The 15,491-nt window shown below is 66.0% G+C and carries 18 protein-coding genes; 5 read left to right on the forward strand and 13 right to left on the reverse strand.

The window, feature by feature from the left end; translation table 11 throughout:
* Positions 1-14 precede the first annotated feature (14 nt).
* Positions 15-233: a hypothetical protein gene (locus tag ACUXST_RS03950; RefSeq protein ID WP_458388636.1), complete on the forward strand. Its 219-nt coding sequence runs from the start codon at positions 15-17 to the stop codon at positions 231-233.
* Here the strand turns inward: ACUXST_RS03950 and ACUXST_RS03955 are convergent.
* Together ACUXST_RS03955 and ACUXST_RS03960 are read right to left on the reverse strand one after the other, a co-directional pair.
* Positions 196-921 carry a CDP-alcohol phosphatidyltransferase family protein gene (locus tag ACUXST_RS03955; protein WP_458389007.1) on the reverse strand — a complete coding sequence of 242 codons (726 nt, stop codon included), beginning with the start codon at positions 919-921 and terminating at the stop codon, positions 196-198. The genes ACUXST_RS03950 and ACUXST_RS03955 overlap by 38 nt on opposite strands.
* Positions 922-959: 38 nt before the next feature.
* Complete coding sequence (locus tag ACUXST_RS03960) at positions 960-1,700, reverse strand: phosphatidylserine decarboxylase (RefSeq protein WP_458388637.1); 741 nt, start codon at positions 1,698-1,700, stop codon at positions 960-962.
* A gap of 103 nt (positions 1,701-1,803) precedes the next feature.
* Here ACUXST_RS03960 and ACUXST_RS03965 point away from each other — a divergent pair, with 103 nt between their 5' ends.
* Complete coding sequence (locus tag ACUXST_RS03965; RefSeq protein WP_458388638.1) at positions 1,804-3,033, forward strand: NADP-dependent isocitrate dehydrogenase; 1,230 nt, start codon at positions 1,804-1,806, stop codon at positions 3,031-3,033.
* Here ACUXST_RS03965 and ACUXST_RS03970 read toward each other — a convergent pair.
* Positions 3,023-4,231 carry an FAD-dependent oxidoreductase gene (locus ACUXST_RS03970; RefSeq protein WP_458388639.1) on the reverse strand — a complete coding sequence of 403 codons (1,209 nt, stop codon included), beginning with the start codon at positions 4,229-4,231 and terminating at the stop codon, positions 3,023-3,025. The genes ACUXST_RS03965 and ACUXST_RS03970 overlap by 11 nt on opposite strands.
* A 138-nt stretch (positions 4,232-4,369) precedes the next feature.
* Positions 4,370-4,576 carry a DUF2945 domain-containing protein gene (locus tag ACUXST_RS03975; protein WP_458388640.1) on the reverse strand — a complete coding sequence of 69 codons (207 nt, stop codon included), beginning with the start codon at positions 4,574-4,576 and terminating at the stop codon, positions 4,370-4,372.
* 65 nt (positions 4,577-4,641) lie between these two features.
* Between ACUXST_RS03975 and ACUXST_RS03980 the strand changes: the two genes are divergently transcribed.
* Positions 4,642-6,414: a cation:proton antiporter domain-containing protein gene (locus tag ACUXST_RS03980; protein WP_458388641.1), complete on the forward strand. Its 1,773-nt coding sequence runs from the start codon at positions 4,642-4,644 to the stop codon at positions 6,412-6,414.
* A gap of 4 nt (positions 6,415-6,418) precedes the next feature.
* Here ACUXST_RS03980 and ACUXST_RS03985 read toward each other — a convergent pair whose 3' ends face one another.
* Positions 6,419-6,982: a PRC-barrel domain containing protein gene (locus ACUXST_RS03985; RefSeq protein ID WP_458388642.1), complete on the reverse strand. Its 564-nt coding sequence runs from the start codon at positions 6,980-6,982 to the stop codon at positions 6,419-6,421.
* Between the two features lie 32 nt (positions 6,983-7,014).
* Positions 7,015-8,955 (reverse strand): potassium transporter Kup, encoded by a 1,941-nt coding sequence (locus ACUXST_RS03990; RefSeq protein WP_458388643.1) that lies wholly within the window; start codon positions 8,953-8,955, stop codon positions 7,015-7,017.
* A 193-nt stretch (positions 8,956-9,148) separates the two neighbouring features.
* Here ACUXST_RS03990 and ald point away from each other — a divergent pair, with 193 nt between their 5' ends.
* On the forward strand, positions 9,149-10,255 hold the full coding sequence (gene ald, locus ACUXST_RS03995) for an alanine dehydrogenase (RefSeq protein ID WP_458388644.1): 1,107 nt from the start codon (positions 9,149-9,151) through the stop codon (positions 10,253-10,255).
* Positions 10,256-10,315: 60 nt separating this feature from the next.
* The gene (locus ACUXST_RS04000; protein ID WP_458388645.1) at positions 10,316-10,540 is read left to right on the forward strand and encodes a DUF3072 domain-containing protein; all 225 of its coding nucleotides are present in this window, start codon (positions 10,316-10,318) and stop codon (positions 10,538-10,540) included.
* 110 nt (positions 10,541-10,650) lie between these two features.
* Here the strand turns inward: ACUXST_RS04000 and ACUXST_RS04005 are convergent, their stop codons facing one another.
* The 7 genes from ACUXST_RS04005 to ccmC are packed head-to-tail and all read right to left on the reverse strand — an operon-like array spanning position 10,651 to position 15,462.
* Positions 10,651-11,310, reverse strand: a complete 660-nt coding sequence (locus tag ACUXST_RS04005; RefSeq protein WP_458388646.1) for a tetratricopeptide repeat protein — start codon at positions 11,308-11,310, stop codon at positions 10,651-10,653.
* Positions 11,307-11,717, reverse strand: a complete 411-nt coding sequence (locus tag ACUXST_RS04010; RefSeq protein WP_458389008.1) for a cytochrome c-type biogenesis protein — start codon at positions 11,715-11,717, stop codon at positions 11,307-11,309. The genes ACUXST_RS04005 and ACUXST_RS04010 overlap by 4 nt, the downstream gene beginning before the upstream one ends.
* An 8-nt stretch (positions 11,718-11,725) precedes the next feature.
* Complete coding sequence (locus ACUXST_RS04015; protein ID WP_458388647.1) at positions 11,726-12,253, reverse strand: redoxin family protein; 528 nt, start codon at positions 12,251-12,253, stop codon at positions 11,726-11,728.
* A complete protein-coding gene (locus ACUXST_RS04020; RefSeq protein WP_458388648.1) occupies positions 12,250-14,187 on the reverse strand; it encodes a heme lyase CcmF/NrfE family subunit in 1,938 nt (645 codons plus the stop codon). Before ACUXST_RS04020 ends, ACUXST_RS04015 begins: the two co-directional genes overlap by 4 nt.
* A complete protein-coding gene (gene ccmE / locus ACUXST_RS04025) occupies positions 14,184-14,624 on the reverse strand; it encodes a cytochrome c maturation protein CcmE (protein WP_458388649.1) in 441 nt (146 codons plus the stop codon). The genes ACUXST_RS04020 and ccmE overlap by 4 nt, the downstream gene beginning before the upstream one ends.
* Positions 14,621-14,749 carry a hypothetical protein gene (locus tag ACUXST_RS04030; protein WP_458388650.1) on the reverse strand — a complete coding sequence of 43 codons (129 nt, stop codon included), beginning with the start codon at positions 14,747-14,749 and terminating at the stop codon, positions 14,621-14,623. Before ACUXST_RS04030 ends, ccmE begins: the two co-directional genes overlap by 4 nt.
* Entirely contained in the window at positions 14,746-15,462 is a 717-nt protein-coding gene (gene ccmC / locus ACUXST_RS04035; RefSeq protein ID WP_458388651.1) for a heme ABC transporter permease CcmC, read from the reverse strand. The genes ACUXST_RS04030 and ccmC overlap by 4 nt, the downstream gene beginning before the upstream one ends.
* Positions 15,463-15,491: the final 29 nt, after the last annotated feature.

Here is a 15,491-nt window from a genome sequence, read left to right on the forward strand (position 1 = left end):
GCAAGGACGAAGCAATGATTGCAGCTCTTGGTACCCTCGCCTTCCTCAGCACATTGTGGCTCCTGGTCGTCGTGGGTGCGGCGGTTCTTGAGGAAAGCGGCGCGAAGATCCTCGCCGCCCTCAGGGGCAGTTGCGAGGAGCCGCGGCTGAGCTTCACGCCAGCGCGGATCCGGACCCGCGTCCGGCTGCAGCAGCCTATGCGCGCACGCGCCCGCTGGCGCGCCGCCGCTTGACCCGGGCATAGCTCGCAAGAGCGACGGGGATCATCACCAGGTAGAGCGACGCCAGCGCGAGCAGCGTCGGCCACGGCGCCACGATTAGGGCCGCCCCGAACAGCGCCACTCCCGCGAGAGCGAACATGCGCCAGTCCCTGCGGATGCGGATGCTCGACCAGCTGTAGGTGGGAAGGCTCGAGATCATCAGTGCGGCGATGAACAGCGTCCACGCCATCACCAGCTCCCACCGGCGGAACAGTTCGTCACCGGTAATCAGCCACAAGTAGATCGGGATGAAGGCGAGACCGGCGCCGGCGGGTGCCGGAACGCCGGTGTTGAACCCGGCGGACTTGTGCGGCTGCTCGGCGGCATCGAGCCGCGCGTTGAAGCGGGCCAGACGAAGCGCGCAGCAGACCGCGAGCGCAAGCGCGGCAATCCACCCGAACTTTGGCGCCATCCGGAGCGACCACAGGAACAGGATCAGCGCTGGCGCCGTACCGAACGCGATATTGTCGCTGAGCGAGTCGAGCTCGGCACCGAAGCGACTCTCCGCCCGCAACAGGCGCGCGATGCGGCCGTCCATGCCGTCGAGGACTCCCGCGAGGATGATCGAGCCAAGTGCCCGATCCCAGTGGCCACCGATTGCGAGGCTCACTCCAGTAAGACCGAAGCACAGCGCAAGCGCTGTCACCGCGTTCGGGACCATGGCTCGGAACGGGATGCCTCGCGGTTCCCGCTCGTCGCTCACTGGCTGGTACCAGTGAGCGCCGTCTCCACTCCGACCTCGCCGATGATGGTCTCTCCCGCGATCGAACGCTGGCCGAGCATCACCCGCGGCGCAGTGCCCGCTGGCAGGTAGACGTCGACCCGGCTGCCGAAACGGATCAGACCGACCCGCTGGCCGGCTTCGACTACGTCGCCTTCCCTGACGAAGGACAGGATGCGCCGCGCTACAAGGCCGGCGATCTGCGTGAAGCCGATGCGGAGTCCCTCGCTGCTCTCGACGAGCAGGTGCTGCCGCTCATTGTCCTCGCTGGCCTTGTCGAGGTCGGCATTCACGAACTTGCCCGGCACGTAGACGATCCGCTTCACGCGCCCCGTGATCGGCGAACGATTGATGTGCACGTCGAACACACTCATGAAGATCGAAACGCGCGTATATTCACAGTCGGCAAGACCGTCGGCACCGCGCAGCTCAGGCGGCGGCGGCACCTTCACGATCATGGTGATGAGGCCATCCGCCGGCGCGACGATGAACTTGTCCCCCCGCGGAGTCGCCCGGATCGGGTCGCGGAAGAAGGTCGCGACCCAGATCGCCACGCCGATCAGCAGCCAGGCGATGAAGTGGCTCACCGCGAAGTAGGCGATCAGCGCGATCGCGACTGCGATCACGGTGTACTTGCGGCCCTCCGGATGGATCGACGGAAAGCGCCACTTGACCGTAGTCGTGGGCAGCGGCGTGTCGTGCTTGTCGAGCTCTGCCATCGCCGATCCCTTAAAGACGGACCAACGCGGGCACAACGGCGCGGTTGCGCGCGTTTCCTGCCCATCTTAAGGCGCCGCCAACCCCAAAATCGCAGGAACGCACATGGCCAAGATCAAGGTGAAGAACCCCGTCGTGGAACTCGACGGAGACGAGATGACCCGGATCATCTGGCAATGGATCCGCGAGCGGCTGATCCAGCCCTACCTCGACGTCGACCTGCTCTACTACGACCTGTCGATCGAGAACCGCGACGCGACCGAGGACAAGGTCACGGTGGACGCGGCAAATGCCATCAAGCAGCACGGCGTCGGCGTGAAATGCGCGACGATCACGCCGGACGAGGCACGGGTCGAGGAATTCGGCCTGAAGAAGATGTGGAAGTCGCCCAACGGGACGATCCGCAACATCCTCGGCGGCGTGGTTTTCCGTGAGCCGATCGTGATGTCCAACGTACCGCGCCTGATCCCGGGTTGGACGGATCCCATCGTCGTCGGCCGTCATGCCTTCGGCGACCAGTACAAGGCGACTGACTTCCGCGTTCCCGGCGCCGGCAAGCTGACCATCAAGTGGGAAGGCCAGAGCGGCGAGGTCATCGAGCACGAGGTGTTCGACTTCCCGAGTTCCGGCGTCGCGATGGGCATGTACAACCTCGACGACTCCATCCGCGACTTCGCGCATGCCTGCCTGAACTACGGGCTCGACCGCGGCTGGCCGGTTTACCTGTCCACGAAGAATACGATCCTCAAGGCCTATGACGGCCGCTTCAAGGACATCTTCCAGGAGATTTACGATAGCGAATACAAGGCGAAGTTCGAAGCTGCTGGCATTGAGTACCAGCACCGCCTGATCGACGACATGGTCGCTTCGGCGCTGAAGTGGAGCGGCAAGTTCATCTGGGCCTGCAAGAATTATGACGGCGATGTCCAGTCGGATCAGGTCGCGCAGGGCTTCGGCTCACTCGGCCTGATGACCTCCGTCCTGACAACACCCGATGGCAAGACCGTCGAGGCCGAGGCTGCGCACGGCACGGTCACTCGCCACTACCGGATGCACCAGCAGGGCAAGGCAACATCGACGAACCCGATCGCCTCGATTTTCGCCTGGACTGGTGGCCTCAAGTACCGTGGCAAGTTCGACGACACGCCCGAGGTGGTCCGCTTCGCCGAGACGCTCGAGCGCGTCTGCGTCGAGACCGTCGAGAACGGCCAGATGACCAAGGACCTCGCGATCCTGGTCGGCCCCGAGCAGGCATGGATGACGACCGAACAATTCTTCGAGGCGATCGTCACCAACCTGGAAGCGGCGATGGCCAACGAAGCAGTTACCGCCTGAGCCCGGCGTCCGGCGAGCGGATATGCTCTCGCCGGACACCCAGGCCGACGAGCCGAGCCGGTATCCGGCGGAGTACGGGGAAACGGTCGAACAAACGCAGGGGCAGCGGTACCTTCTGAAGGACCGCCTTGCGGATGACGAGCGGCGTCAGGATCCGGTCGTGCACCGCCTTCTGAGCTGCCTGGACAACTTTGGTTGGAAGCGCGCGCCGGTCCTGGACCTTCGCGAGTAGCGGATCGACGTCCTCGCCGCGGGCCAGCGGACCGGAGAGAATGTTCGCTGCAGCGACCGCGTCCTGGATCGCGAGATTGATTCCGACTCCGCCAACCGGCGACATCGCGTGCGCTGCGTCGCCAATCGCCAGAAGACCCGGCCTCGACCATCGCTCCAGCCGGTCCAGCGAGACCGCGAGCAGCTTCACCTGGTCCCAGGACGTCAAGGCGTGGACAGCACCGGCGAGGTCCGGAGCGCCAGTGGCGACGTCCGAGCGGAACGCCTCCAGGCCGCGGGCGCGGATCTCGTCCGCAGCGCCTTTCGGAACGACATAGGCGCATTGCCAGTAGTCACCGCGGTCGATCTCCACGATCATGCTGCCCGACCCGAACGTCGCGCCGGTGTCATTGGTCGGCGACTTCTCCTTCGGCAGGCGAAACCAGAAGACGTCGATGGGTGCGCCGAGATCAAGCTTCGGGAAAGCTGCAGCGGTGCGCAGGACCGAACTTCGGCCGTCGGCGGCGATCGTAAGCCGGGCGCGCACTTCGCTGCCGTCTTCCAGACGCACTCCGACCACGCGCTCGGCCTCCAGGACGAGATCGACGGCTTCGGCCTCCATCCGCAACGAGAAGTTTGGGTAGTGCCGCGCTTCCTGGGCGATGAAGTCCAGGAACTCCCACTGCGGCATCATCGCGATGAAGCGGCTCTCGACCGGCAGGTGGCTCATGTCCGCAACGGTGATTCGGCGGTCCGCGACCCGCGCTGTAATCGATCGGACCTCGTCATGCGGGCGCTTCAGGAATTCGTCGAGAAGCCCGAGTTCGCGCAGCAGCTCGAGGGTCGAGGGGTGAACGGTGTCGCCTCGGAAATCGCGCAGGAAGTCGGCATGCTTCTCAAGCACTTCGACCGTGCAACCCGCGCGCGCGAACAGCAGCCCGGCCATCATCCCCGCCGGCCCGCCACCCACGACGACCAGGTCAGTCACGGCGAATGTTCACAAATGTTCGCACTGACGGAGCTGCTGACGGGGACCGACCCTCGCCTGCCGTGCGGGGTGCGTCAGGTCGTTTGACGTCATGCCGCCGCGCAGCGTGGCAGACGATGTCCTACATTGAAAGAGCCGTCAGCTTTTGTGCAGTGCCTCCGGCTTGTGCGCCGCCTGCTTGCCCTCGTTGGTCTGTACCAGGAATTCGGGATTGTCCTTCGATGCGGCGACCTTGTGGCCCTTGATGGTCATCGGCGCAGTCAGCTTCCTGACTACCCTGCCCTCGGCGGTGCCGCCGTGGGAATTCCAGCTGACGCGGTCGCCTGTCTTCAGATCCTTGGCCATCGAACACCTCCGCGGATTGAACGCCCGGCGATGACACTGGTCGCGCGACCTGCTCTAAAGCTCGTATGCAAGACGCGGTCAGCGCTACTGGATCCGGACTCAGCGACGCACTGACCATCCTTGGCGCCGCGGGGATCGTTATCCCGGCTTTCGCTCGCCTCAAGATTAGCCCGGTCATCGGTTTCATCATCGTCGGCATTCTTGCCGGGCCATTCGCCCTCGGCGCAATGGCCCGAGCGCACCCGTGGCTCGAAGCCATTTCCATCAGCGATCCGCACGGCATCGAGCCATTCGCCGAACTCGGCATCATTCTCCTCCTCTTCTCCGCCGGGCTGCACATCAGCTTCCGCCGGTTGCGCAACATGGGAAAGACGCTGTTCGGGATGGGCAGCGCTGAGCTCCTGGGTTGCGCCGTGCTGATCTCGGGCGGTCTGCTGGTCACCGGGACAGCGCCGGGAGCAGCGATCGCGCTCGGCATCGCTCTCGCTCTCTCCTCCACCGCGCTGGTGCTGCCGATCACGGGCATCGAAAGCCCGGTCGGCAAGACGGCCTTCGCGATGCTGGTCTTCGAAGACCTGGCCCTGGTTCCGCTGCTATTCCTGATCGAGCTCATCGGCGGGCACGCGCAGATGGACGATCTCGGCCGGACGGCACTGCTTGGCGTGCTGGTCATCGTCGTCATCCTCGCGGTCGGGCGCTTCGCCCTCTCGCCGTTGTTCGGCCAGGCGGCGCGGACCAAGAACCCCGAACTGTTCCTCGCGATCAGCCTGCTCACGGTGATCCTCGCGAGCATGGCGACTGCGGCCGTCGGGCTGTCGCCGGTCCTGGGCGCCCTGATCGCCGGCGTGCTGATCGCCGAGACGGACTATCACGCCGAGGTCGAAGCAATCACCGCCCCTCTGGCGGGACTCGCGCTCGGCATCTTCCTGATTACGATTGGCATGCGCATCGACCTGATTGCGCTTGCCCGTGATTGGCCGCTCATCCTCGGGGCGGCCGCCATCGTGGTCGCGCTTAAGGCGGCGATCACCGGCGGGCTGCTGCGCCTGTCAGGAGCCAGGCTCGCAGTGGCCGTCGAGACCGGCGTCAGCATGGCAAGCCCTTCGGAGACGACCCTGATCGTACTGACGGCTGCTGCCGGTGCCGGACTGTTATCGGCCTCGGAGGCGGGATTCTGGACGACCGTCACCGCCATCGGCCTCACGGTCACGCCGCTCCTGGCATGGATCGGGCAGCGGATTGGCCGAAGGGTCGAAGCCGCCCCCGTCGATGTTCCCGACGATGCCGTCGCTGCGGGACGCACGATCATCTTCGGCTTCGGCCGCGTCGGGCAGATGGTCGCCGACATGCTCGTCGAGCATGAGAAGCCCTATCTGGCCGTCGACGGCGACGTGGACACCGTTCGCCGTGCGCGGGAGGACGGTTACCGCGTCCTGTTCGGCGACGTCGCGCGCGGCGAGCTCGTCGACCAGCTGAAGCTCGGCAATGCCGCGGCGCTGGTGCTGACGATGGATGATCCGGTCCTCGTAGCGAGGATAGCGCAACGGGTCCGCGGTTGGGTGCCGGAACTGCCGATCATCGCAAGGGCGCGCGACGCCCACCATGCCGCCCAGCTGTACAAGGCAGGCGTCACCGACGCGGTGCCCGAAACACTTGAGGCGTCGCTGCAACTGTCGGAAGCCGTGCTGGTCGATGTCGGGCTGGCGATGGGACCAGTCATCGCGAGCATCCACGAGAAGCGGGCGGAGTTGCGTTCCCAGATCATGGCCGATGCGAGGCTTGCCGTCGAACCGACACTGGGGCGGCGCCGCGTGCGGGACCTAAAGCCGACGTCCTGAACTTCTAGCTTCCCGGCCAGTGATCCTTCGGCAGCTGCTCCAGGTCGTCCAGGTCGCCGCGGCCGAGCTTCGCGATGAGGCGCTCGCCGTTCACGTGGGCAGCAGTCCAGGGCAGCCGCCGAAGCGTCTCGCCGACGCCGGCTACCCCGCCCTGCGAGACGACGACATAGGACAGGCGTCCGCTCGAGCAGCTTGCCATGCCGTCCACGCAGGAGCCCACCTGGACACCGCCGCACTCGACGGGCGCACTGGTAAGCAGGGAAACCGGGAACAGCGCCTCACCGGGCGTGCGCTCGCTCGCCTTCGCAGCGGCCTTGGCGCCCTCCTCCACCTTGGCTTGGCGCCCGAGCCAGCGCCAGATGCCGAACAGGTCTAGCACGGTAAGGACGATGTTGGTCCAGACGATCGCCGGCTGGTGGTTCATCAGCCCTGATGCGATCCAGCACAGGGCACCAACGGTAAATACCGCGAAGCCGTAGCCGGTGATGCGGGAGCCAAGGTTGGACGCGGTCATGCAGGCGGCGATGATGGTCGCGGCCGTTGCAACCCAGGAAACGGTGTCTGCCATGCCCGCCCGAATGCGCGGGCGGCAATGAAGGTTCAGATTTCGACCTGGCTGCCAAGCTCGACGACGCGATTGGTCGGCAGCTTGAAGAATTCCATCGCGCTTTCAGCATTGCGCAGCATCCAGGCGAACAGCCGCTCGCGCCAGATCGCCATCCCGGGCCGCGATGAGGCAAGCAGAGTCTGCCGGGCGAGGAAGAAGCTCGTGTCCATCATCTTGCAGACAGGGCCGCAGCCCTTGAGCTGCGAAAGAGCCGCGGGAACGTCGATCTCGTCCATGAAGCCGTAGCGCAGTTTCACTCGGTAAAATCCGGAGCCATAGTCCTTGAGCTCCACGCGCTTCTCGTCGCTGACGTAGGGCACGTCCTCGATCCGGACGGTGAGCAGGATCACCCGCTCGTGAAGCACCTTGTTGTGCTTGAGGTTGTGCAGCAGCGCATGGGGCACGCCGCTGGCCGAGCTGGTCATGAACACGGCCGTGCCCGGCACCCGGGCAGCGCTGGTAGCGGCCGACTTGATGAAGATTTCCATTGGCAGGCTGGCCTCGTTCATGCGGTCGATCATCAGCTTGCGGCCGCGCGCCCAGGTCGTGAGGAAGGTGAAGGCGATCGCGCCGACCAGCAGCGGGAACCAGCCGCCAGCGGGAATCTTCAGCAGGTTCGCCGCCAGATATGCGCCGTCGACGAAGAAGAAGAGCGTCAGCAGCCCAGCGACGACGAAGCGGTTCCAGTTCCACATCTGCCGGAGGACGACCGCGATCAGGACCGAGTCGATCAGCATCGCGCCGGTGACCGCGATTCCGTATGCGGCGCCGAGGTTGGTGGACGAACGGAAGCTGATCACCAGCAAGGTGACCATCACCATCAGCGCCCAGTTGATAAGCGGGATGTAGATCTGCCCGGCGGCGCTCTCGCTGGTGTGGCGAATGCGAAGGCGCGGAACGAAGCCGAGCTGGATGGCCTGCTGCGTCACCGAGAAAGCGCCGGAAATGACGGCCTGGCTCGCGATGATGGCGGCGGCGGTCGCAATCAGGACCAGCGGCAGGCGGAACATGTCGGGTGCGAGGTAGAAGAACGGGTCCTTGACCTTCGCGAGGGCAGTCGCGGCGTCGGTGGACAAGATCATCGCCCCCTGCCCCATGTAATTCAGGAGCAGCGCCGGCAACACGAAGTAGAGCCACGAGACACGGATCGGCTTGCGGCCGAAGTGGCCCATGTCCGCATAGAGAGCCTCTGCGCCGGTGACCGCCAGGACGACCGACCCGAGCGCAACGAAGGCACGCATGAAGTCGGATGTGAAGAAATAGACGGCGTTCAGCGGGTTGAGCATCGCAAGCACCACGCTCGGCTGGTCCTTGATGTGCATCACACCAAGAACCGCGATGCACGCGAAGTAGAGCAGCATCACGGGGCCGAATAACTGTCCGACCTTGGTGGTGCCGCGCGACTGGATGGCGAACAGGCCGATGAGAATGGCGACGGCAATTGGGACCACGAACGGCGCAAAGCCGGTGTTGACCGTGGTCAGACCCTCCACCGCCGACAGGACGGACATCGCCGGCGTAATCATCGAATCGCCGTAGAACAGGGCCGTCGCGAACACGCCCAGCATGACGATGCCGCCGGTCCAGCGCTTCTTGCCGCCCAGCGTGCGGTTGATGAGCGCCAGCAGCGCCAAGCTGCCGCCCTCGCCCTTGTTGTCGGCGCGCATGATGATCGTCACGTACTTCAGGCTGACGATGATCATCATTGACCAGAAGATCAGGCTCAGCACGCCGTAGATGTGCAGCCGGTCCGGGATCAGCGTGTGGTGGCCGGCGAAGGTCTCCCGGAAGGCGTAGATCGGCGAGGTACCGATGTCGCCGAACACGATGCCGATCGCGCCGATCGCAAGCTTGTACAGCGGGCCATGCGCGTGGCCATGCGCAAGGTCCTGCGGCGCCTCCGCGCCGGCACCTCCAGTTGCCGTGATGTTCATGTTTTCAGCTTCTGGCTCGACAGACCGCGGCTTCGCATTCCTGTAGCCGTTGCCGAGGACCTCGGTGACGGGGCGGCTCCACTAGCACTGCCGTTCGGGCGCTGCAATCTGCAGGCGCCGGACAATGGGTGGGGACAGGGGCGGATCGCCCGTCTATAGGCCGGCGCAGCAATCACAGTGGAGCGAACGAATAATGCGCGTCGGGGTGCCGAAGGAGATCAAGGTCCATGAGTATCGGGTCGGCCTGACGCCGGCGTCGGTCGCCGAACTGACTGCCGCGGGACACGAGGTGTTCGTTCAGACGTCCGCAGGCAACGGCATCGACTGCCCGGACGTGACCTACGAAAAGGCGGGCGCCCAGATACTGCCGGACGCTGCCGCGGTGTTCGAAGCATCGGACATGATCGTCAAGGTCAAGGAGCCGCAGCCGCAGGAGATTGCGCTGCTCGAGCCTCGGCACATCCTATTCACCTATCTCCACCTCGCCGCCGACAAGCCGCAGGCCGAGGGCCTCATGAAGTCCGGCGCGACCTGCATCGCCTATGAGACGGTGACGGCGCGCAACGGCTCGCTGCCCCTGCTGAAGCCGATGAGCGAAGTTGCGGGACGCATGTCCGTCCAAGTCGGTGCGCATTACCTCGAGAAGGAACAGGGCGGCCGCGGCGTGCTGCTCGGCGGAGTGCCCGGCGTCGCTCCCGCCAAGGTCGCGATCCTCGGCGGCGGCGTTGCCGGCGTGAACGCCGCCCAGATGGCGGTCGGAATGCGCGCCGACGTCACGATCTACGACATCAACATGGAGCGGCTCGCCGAGCTCGACATGTTCTTCTCCAGCCAGATCAAGACGGCCTATGCGTCGCGCGCGGCAATCGCGAGCGCCGTGGAAAAGGCCGAGCTGGTCATCGGCGCGGTCCTCGTTCCGGGCGCAGCAGCCCCCAAGCTGGTCACGCGCGACATGCTCAAGACGATGAAGCGCGGTTCGGTACTGGTGGACATCGCGATCGACCAGGGCGGCTGTTTCGAGACCTCGCGGCCGACGACCCATGCCGACCCGGTTTACGAGGTCGAGGACGTGATCCACTATTGCGTCGCCAACATGCCGGGCGCCGTTGCGCGGACCAGTGCGTTCGCGCTCAACAATGCGACGCTTCCGTTCGCTCTGAAGATCGCCAGCCTGGGCGCCGACGAAGCGATGCGGCAGGACCCGCACCTGGCGAACGGCCTCAACGTTTCCGGCGGGAAGATCCGCCACCAGGCGGTTGCGGAAGCTCTCGACCTCGCCTTCGATCCCGTCGCCGCATAGCGGAACACAACAGGAACATCGACGTTGGTGCACCAACCAAGCAATTGAAAAGGTGCATCAATGTCGACGCAAGTTTCCGACGATCCGAAGCAGCATCCGGCCGGCAATGCCGTCAAGGACCCGGACCACTGGGTCACGGGTGACGAGCCGATGACCGGCGCCCAGGCTTCCTACCTCCAGACGCTGAGCGAAGAAGCGGGCGAAGAGTTCGATCCCAAGCTTTCGAAGGCCGACGCCTCCAAGAAGATCGACGCGCTCCAGGAGCAGACTGGGCGGGGCGACTGAGACAAAGCTGTTGAACCTGTGTGCCAGTGTCAAAAAGCGAAGCTCAGCCTGTATTCCGGACGAGGTGGTCGGCTCCCGGGCGAACGACGGCTTGCCGCTCCGCGCCCGGCTTATCGCCGAGACGCGTCCGGCAGCGATTGCCCGGGCTGAGGAGCAGAGCCGGGAAGCGGCTGCCCGCTGAGGGCAGCGATCCCACCAGTGACCAAAGGCCGCCAGCTCGCGTCGGGAGGAGCAGTGGCGAGGGTCTTCTGCCAGAGCGCGACGGCACTTCGCGTATCGCCAGAGCGAGCAAGCGCCAGACCATAGAAGAATGCGGGTGCGGGATGGCCGGGAGCGAGCTTGGCGGCGCGCTTGTAGGCGAACTCCGCGGGGGGCGTCAGGCCACGCGCGTGATCGACGAGGGCGTTGCCGAGGCCTACCCAGAGCTCGGCATCCTCCGGGTGGCGCCCGACTGCGTTTTGGAGAATGCCCACGGCGTCCTGCGTGTTGCCGGAGCGGGCAAGGGCGTCCGACATGCCGAGCCATGCTTCCTGCGGCGAGAAGTTGCCGAAGAAGGCGTGCCGCGCCTGCGCGAGCGGCACTACCTGATGCTCGAGCTTAGTGTCGGCGGGCGAGGCCCGAAGCCCGGGGCGCCCCTGGAACGCGTAGCCTGCCGCTCCGATCAGAAGCGCGGCCGCGCAAGCCTGGAGCATGGCGCCGCGTACCCGCAGCAGCCACAGCCCGCCACCCGCCAGCGCCAGCAGGAGGAGCAGGACGAACCAGCCCGTCATGCGGATCCTTTGGCCGAAATGCGGCGCCGGATCAGCTGGCCGCCCGCCAGGAGCAGGACCAGCGGTGCGATCCACAACGGCCAGGCTGCAGGTTCGCTCGTCGGACGATAGCTGATCCAGCTTCCGTATCGCTGGATGAGCCAGCTGCGCACCTGCGCCGGGCTCTCGCCCGCGGCGATGCGGCGCCGGATGAGGTCGCGCATGTCTCCCGCGAGTTCGGCGTCGGAATCGGCGATCGACTGGCCCTGGCAGACGAGGCAGCGGATCTCCTGCATCAGCGCGTCGGCGCGCGCTTCCTGCCGTCCATCGGGCAGCTGGCGGTTGGACCAGTAAGCCGGCGGCAGGTTGCTGTCGGCGAGCAGCGGGGAGGCAAGCGCCAGCGCAAGGACGATCGCAAGGGCGATCATGGGGAGCCTCACCGTGCTTGCTCCAGCTTGGCCAGGATCATCGAGACGTCGGATGCCTCGATCGCCCCGATATGCTGGTAGCGGATGATGCCCCGGCCATCGACGATGAAGCTCTCCGGCACCCCGGACGAGCCCAGGCTGATCTGGACGCGGCTCTGCGGATCGCTGCCTATGCGCTGGTAGGGATCGCCGTTGCGCCGGAGGAATTCGGCAAGTTCCGGTGCTTCGTCGCGAACGGCGATGCCATCGATCGACACACCTTTGGCGCGAAGCTGCGCGAGCACGCCCACTTCGGTGATGCAGGGCACGCACCAGCTTGCGAAGACATTCACGAGTTGCGGGCGGCCTGTGGCGAGGTCGGCCGAGGAAAGGCCTGGCTTGCCCGGAAGTGCCGCCGATAACGCGAAGCCTGGCACCGGCTGCCCTTCGAGGCGCGAATGCACGTCGGTCTCCACGGGCGTTGCCAATCGCCAGATCAGTCCGGCGATGAGCACGGCCAGCAGCGCAAGCGGAGCAAAGCGGAGGGCGCGGCTCAAATGTAGCGCTCCCGCCAGTCCGGTTCCGAACGGCCACGGCCCCTGCGCCAGCCGCGAAGCGCCCGGCCGATCAGCGCCAGCGCACCGCCAAGGGCGATCAGCGCACCGCCGGCCCAGATCAGCGTGACGAACGGCTTCCACCACAGCCGGAGCTGCCAGCCGCCGGACGGATCCTCGCGGCCAACCACAGTGTAGAGCTGTCCGTTCCAGAAGGTCCGGATGGCCGCTTCGTTGGTCTCCATCGGCGGATCAGAGAAATAGTGGGTCTGCGGCTGAAGCGTCACAGCCCCCTCACCTCGCGATGCCCGAAGCTCGGCCTGCATCGCCGCGAAGTTCTTGCCAGCGGTGGGCGTGACTCCATCGAACTGGACCAGCCAGGGACCCACGCTGAGCTGCTCGCCCGGCTTCGCAACGGCTAGCCGCTCCGAGGTGAAGGCGCCATTGGCGGCCATGCCCACAAGGGCAACGGCAATCCCGAAGTGCGACACCACCATTCCCCAGGTCGCGAGCGGCGCTCGCAACGGGTTGCGGCCGATCAGCGGCAAGGGAGCGGCGGCTGCGAGGAATGCGGCGATCGTGAATCCCAGCCTCGGGAGGATCGACAGGCGGGGCGACAGGATGAAGGTGATGACCAGCGCCGTGACCGCGAGCAGCGCCGGAATGGTCAGCTTCTGCAGCACCGGCCGCCGCTCACGCCTCCAGCTCAAGAGGGGTCCGACGCCGACGACGGCGGCAAGGAGCAGCGCAAGAGGTCCCGCGACCGCGTTGAAATAGGGCGCGCCGACTGACAGCTTCTCGCCGGTGATGGCCTCGACGAACAGCGGATAGAGCGTCCCGACGAACACGATGCCGAGGATGACGGTGAGCAGCAGGTTATTGATCACCAGCCCGCTCTCGCGGCTCACCAGCTCGAACGGGGCGCCTTCCCGGAGGCGCGGGGCGCGGATCGCGAACAGGACGAAAGCCGCGCCGACGTAAAGGCCGAGCAGGGCCAAAAGGAACGTGCCGCGCTCGGGATCGATCGCGAACGCGTGTACCGACGTCAGCACTCCCGAACGAACGAGGAAGGTCCCGACCATCGACATCGAGAAAGCGAGTACGGCCAGCATCATCGTCCACGCTTTCAGGGCTGCACGGGCTGCCAGGACGTTGACCGAGTGCAGGAGCGCGGTGGCTGCAAGCCACGGCATTAGCGACGCGTTCTCCACCGGGTCCCAGAACCAGTATCCGCCCCACCCAAGCTCGTAATAGGCCCAGTAGCTGCCCGCAGTGATGCCGAGCGTCAGCAGGATCCAGGCGCCAAGCACCCACGGGCGCATGGCGCGGGCGAGCCGCGAATCCACTTCGGTGGTGATGAGCGCTCCGACCGCAAGGCTGAACGCGATCGAGAGTCCGACATAGCCGAGGTAGAGCGTGGGCGGATGGAAGGCGAGGCCGGGGTCCTGGAGCAGCGGGTTGAGGCCCCTGCCCTCCGGCGGTGCCGGGTTGAGCCGCGCGAACGGGTTCGATGCGATCAGCAGGAATGCGTAGAAGCCAAGGCCGAGCGCTGCCTGGGCGCCGAGAGCGGCGATAAGGGTGCGTTCTCCGGTGCGCCGCGCAAGGAGTGCAAAAGCAGCTCCCGCGACCGCAAGCACCGTCACCCACAGCAGCATCGAGCCCTCGTGATTTCCCCACGCTCCCGCCACCTTGTAGATGAAGGGCTTGGCGCTGTGGCTGTTCTCGAAGACCAGCGCGACGGACAGGTCCGTCCGCGCGAAGACGATCAGCAGCATGGCAAACGCGATCAGCGTCAGGACACCCTGCACCACGGCGACGGCGCGGATCGTGCCCACGCCATCCAGCCTTCCTCGGACTGTCGGGATCGACAGCAACAGCTGCAGCGCCGCCAGACCTGCGGCGAGCCACAGCGCGGCAAGGCCGGCCTCCGCGATCACCGCTCGAGAGTCTTCCCGGCCTTGTGCTCCGACGCCTGATTGCCGAGCTGCGGCGGCATGTAGCGCTCGTCATGCTTGGCGAGGATGGTTTCGGCGACGAATATGCCGCCTTGCAGCTGCCCCTCCGCAACGACGCCGCTGCCTTCACGGAACAGCTCGGGCGGGATGCCGCGGTACACGACGGGCGTTCGGGCAGTCCCGTCGGTGACGATGAAGCGGATGGTGACGCCGTCCGGGGCATGCTGGACCGAGCGCTTCTCGACCATTCCGCCGAGGCGCACGGCCCGGCCCTGTTCTGCCCTGCCCGCGACCACGTCCGCAGGCGTGTAGAAATAGGAAGCGCGGTCACGCAGGCCCCACATCGCCAGAAGCACCGCGGTGAGCACCGCTACGATTGCGCAGGCGACCAGGACCAGGCGCTGGTTCTTCGGCTTCATCGGTGCTTGAGCTGGTCTGCCGCCGCCTCTGCCCGGCGCATCGAGGCATAGGCCCACAGGACCAGCCCCGCAGTCGCAACGACAGCTACCGCATAAGCCGCAATAACGAACGTCCAGGGGTTCATGCCGCAACCGTCCGACGCATCCGCGCTTCGACCTTCGTCTCGGCAAGCTCGGCGCGCATGCGCATCAGCACTACGGCAGCGAACAGGCAGGTGAAGCCCACCATCGTCAGCGGCAGCGGCCACAGCAGGGAATTGTCGATCGTAGTGCCGGTCACGCCGATGCTCTCGCCCTGGTGCAGCGTGCGCCACCACAGAACGGAATAATGGACGATCGGCAGGTTGATCGCTCCGACCAGCCCGTAAATCGCCGTGATCCGCCCCTCGCCGCCGCGTTCGCGCTCTGCGCTCGCGAGAGCAATGAAGCCGAGATAGAGGAAGAACAGGATGAGCATCGAAGTCAGGCGGCCGTCCCACTCCCACCAGGTGCCCCAGGTCGGCCGTCCCCAGATTGAGCCGGTAACAAGGCAGACGCCAGCGAACGTACCGCCGGGCGAAGCGAAGGCGCGAGCGGCAACTGCGGCAAGCGGGTGCCGCCAGACGAGCTGGCTGATCGATGCCGCGGCGATGCCGCCCCAGCCGGCCATGCCGAGCCAGGCGGCGGGCACGTGGATATAGAGGATGCGTACGGTGTCGCCCTGCAGGTAGTCAGGCGGCGTCAGGGTCAGCCCTGCGGTCATGCCGCCGACCGCCAGCACTGCGCCGACGACCAGTAGCCAAGCCGTGGCCGGCCGGGCGATCCGCAGGAACCGTGCTGGATTGGCGAGGAAGTGCATGATGGCGTCTCTCCCTAGCACGTCGTGAC

This window comes from Sphingomonas sp. F9_3S_D5_B_2, from assembly GCF_054263715.1.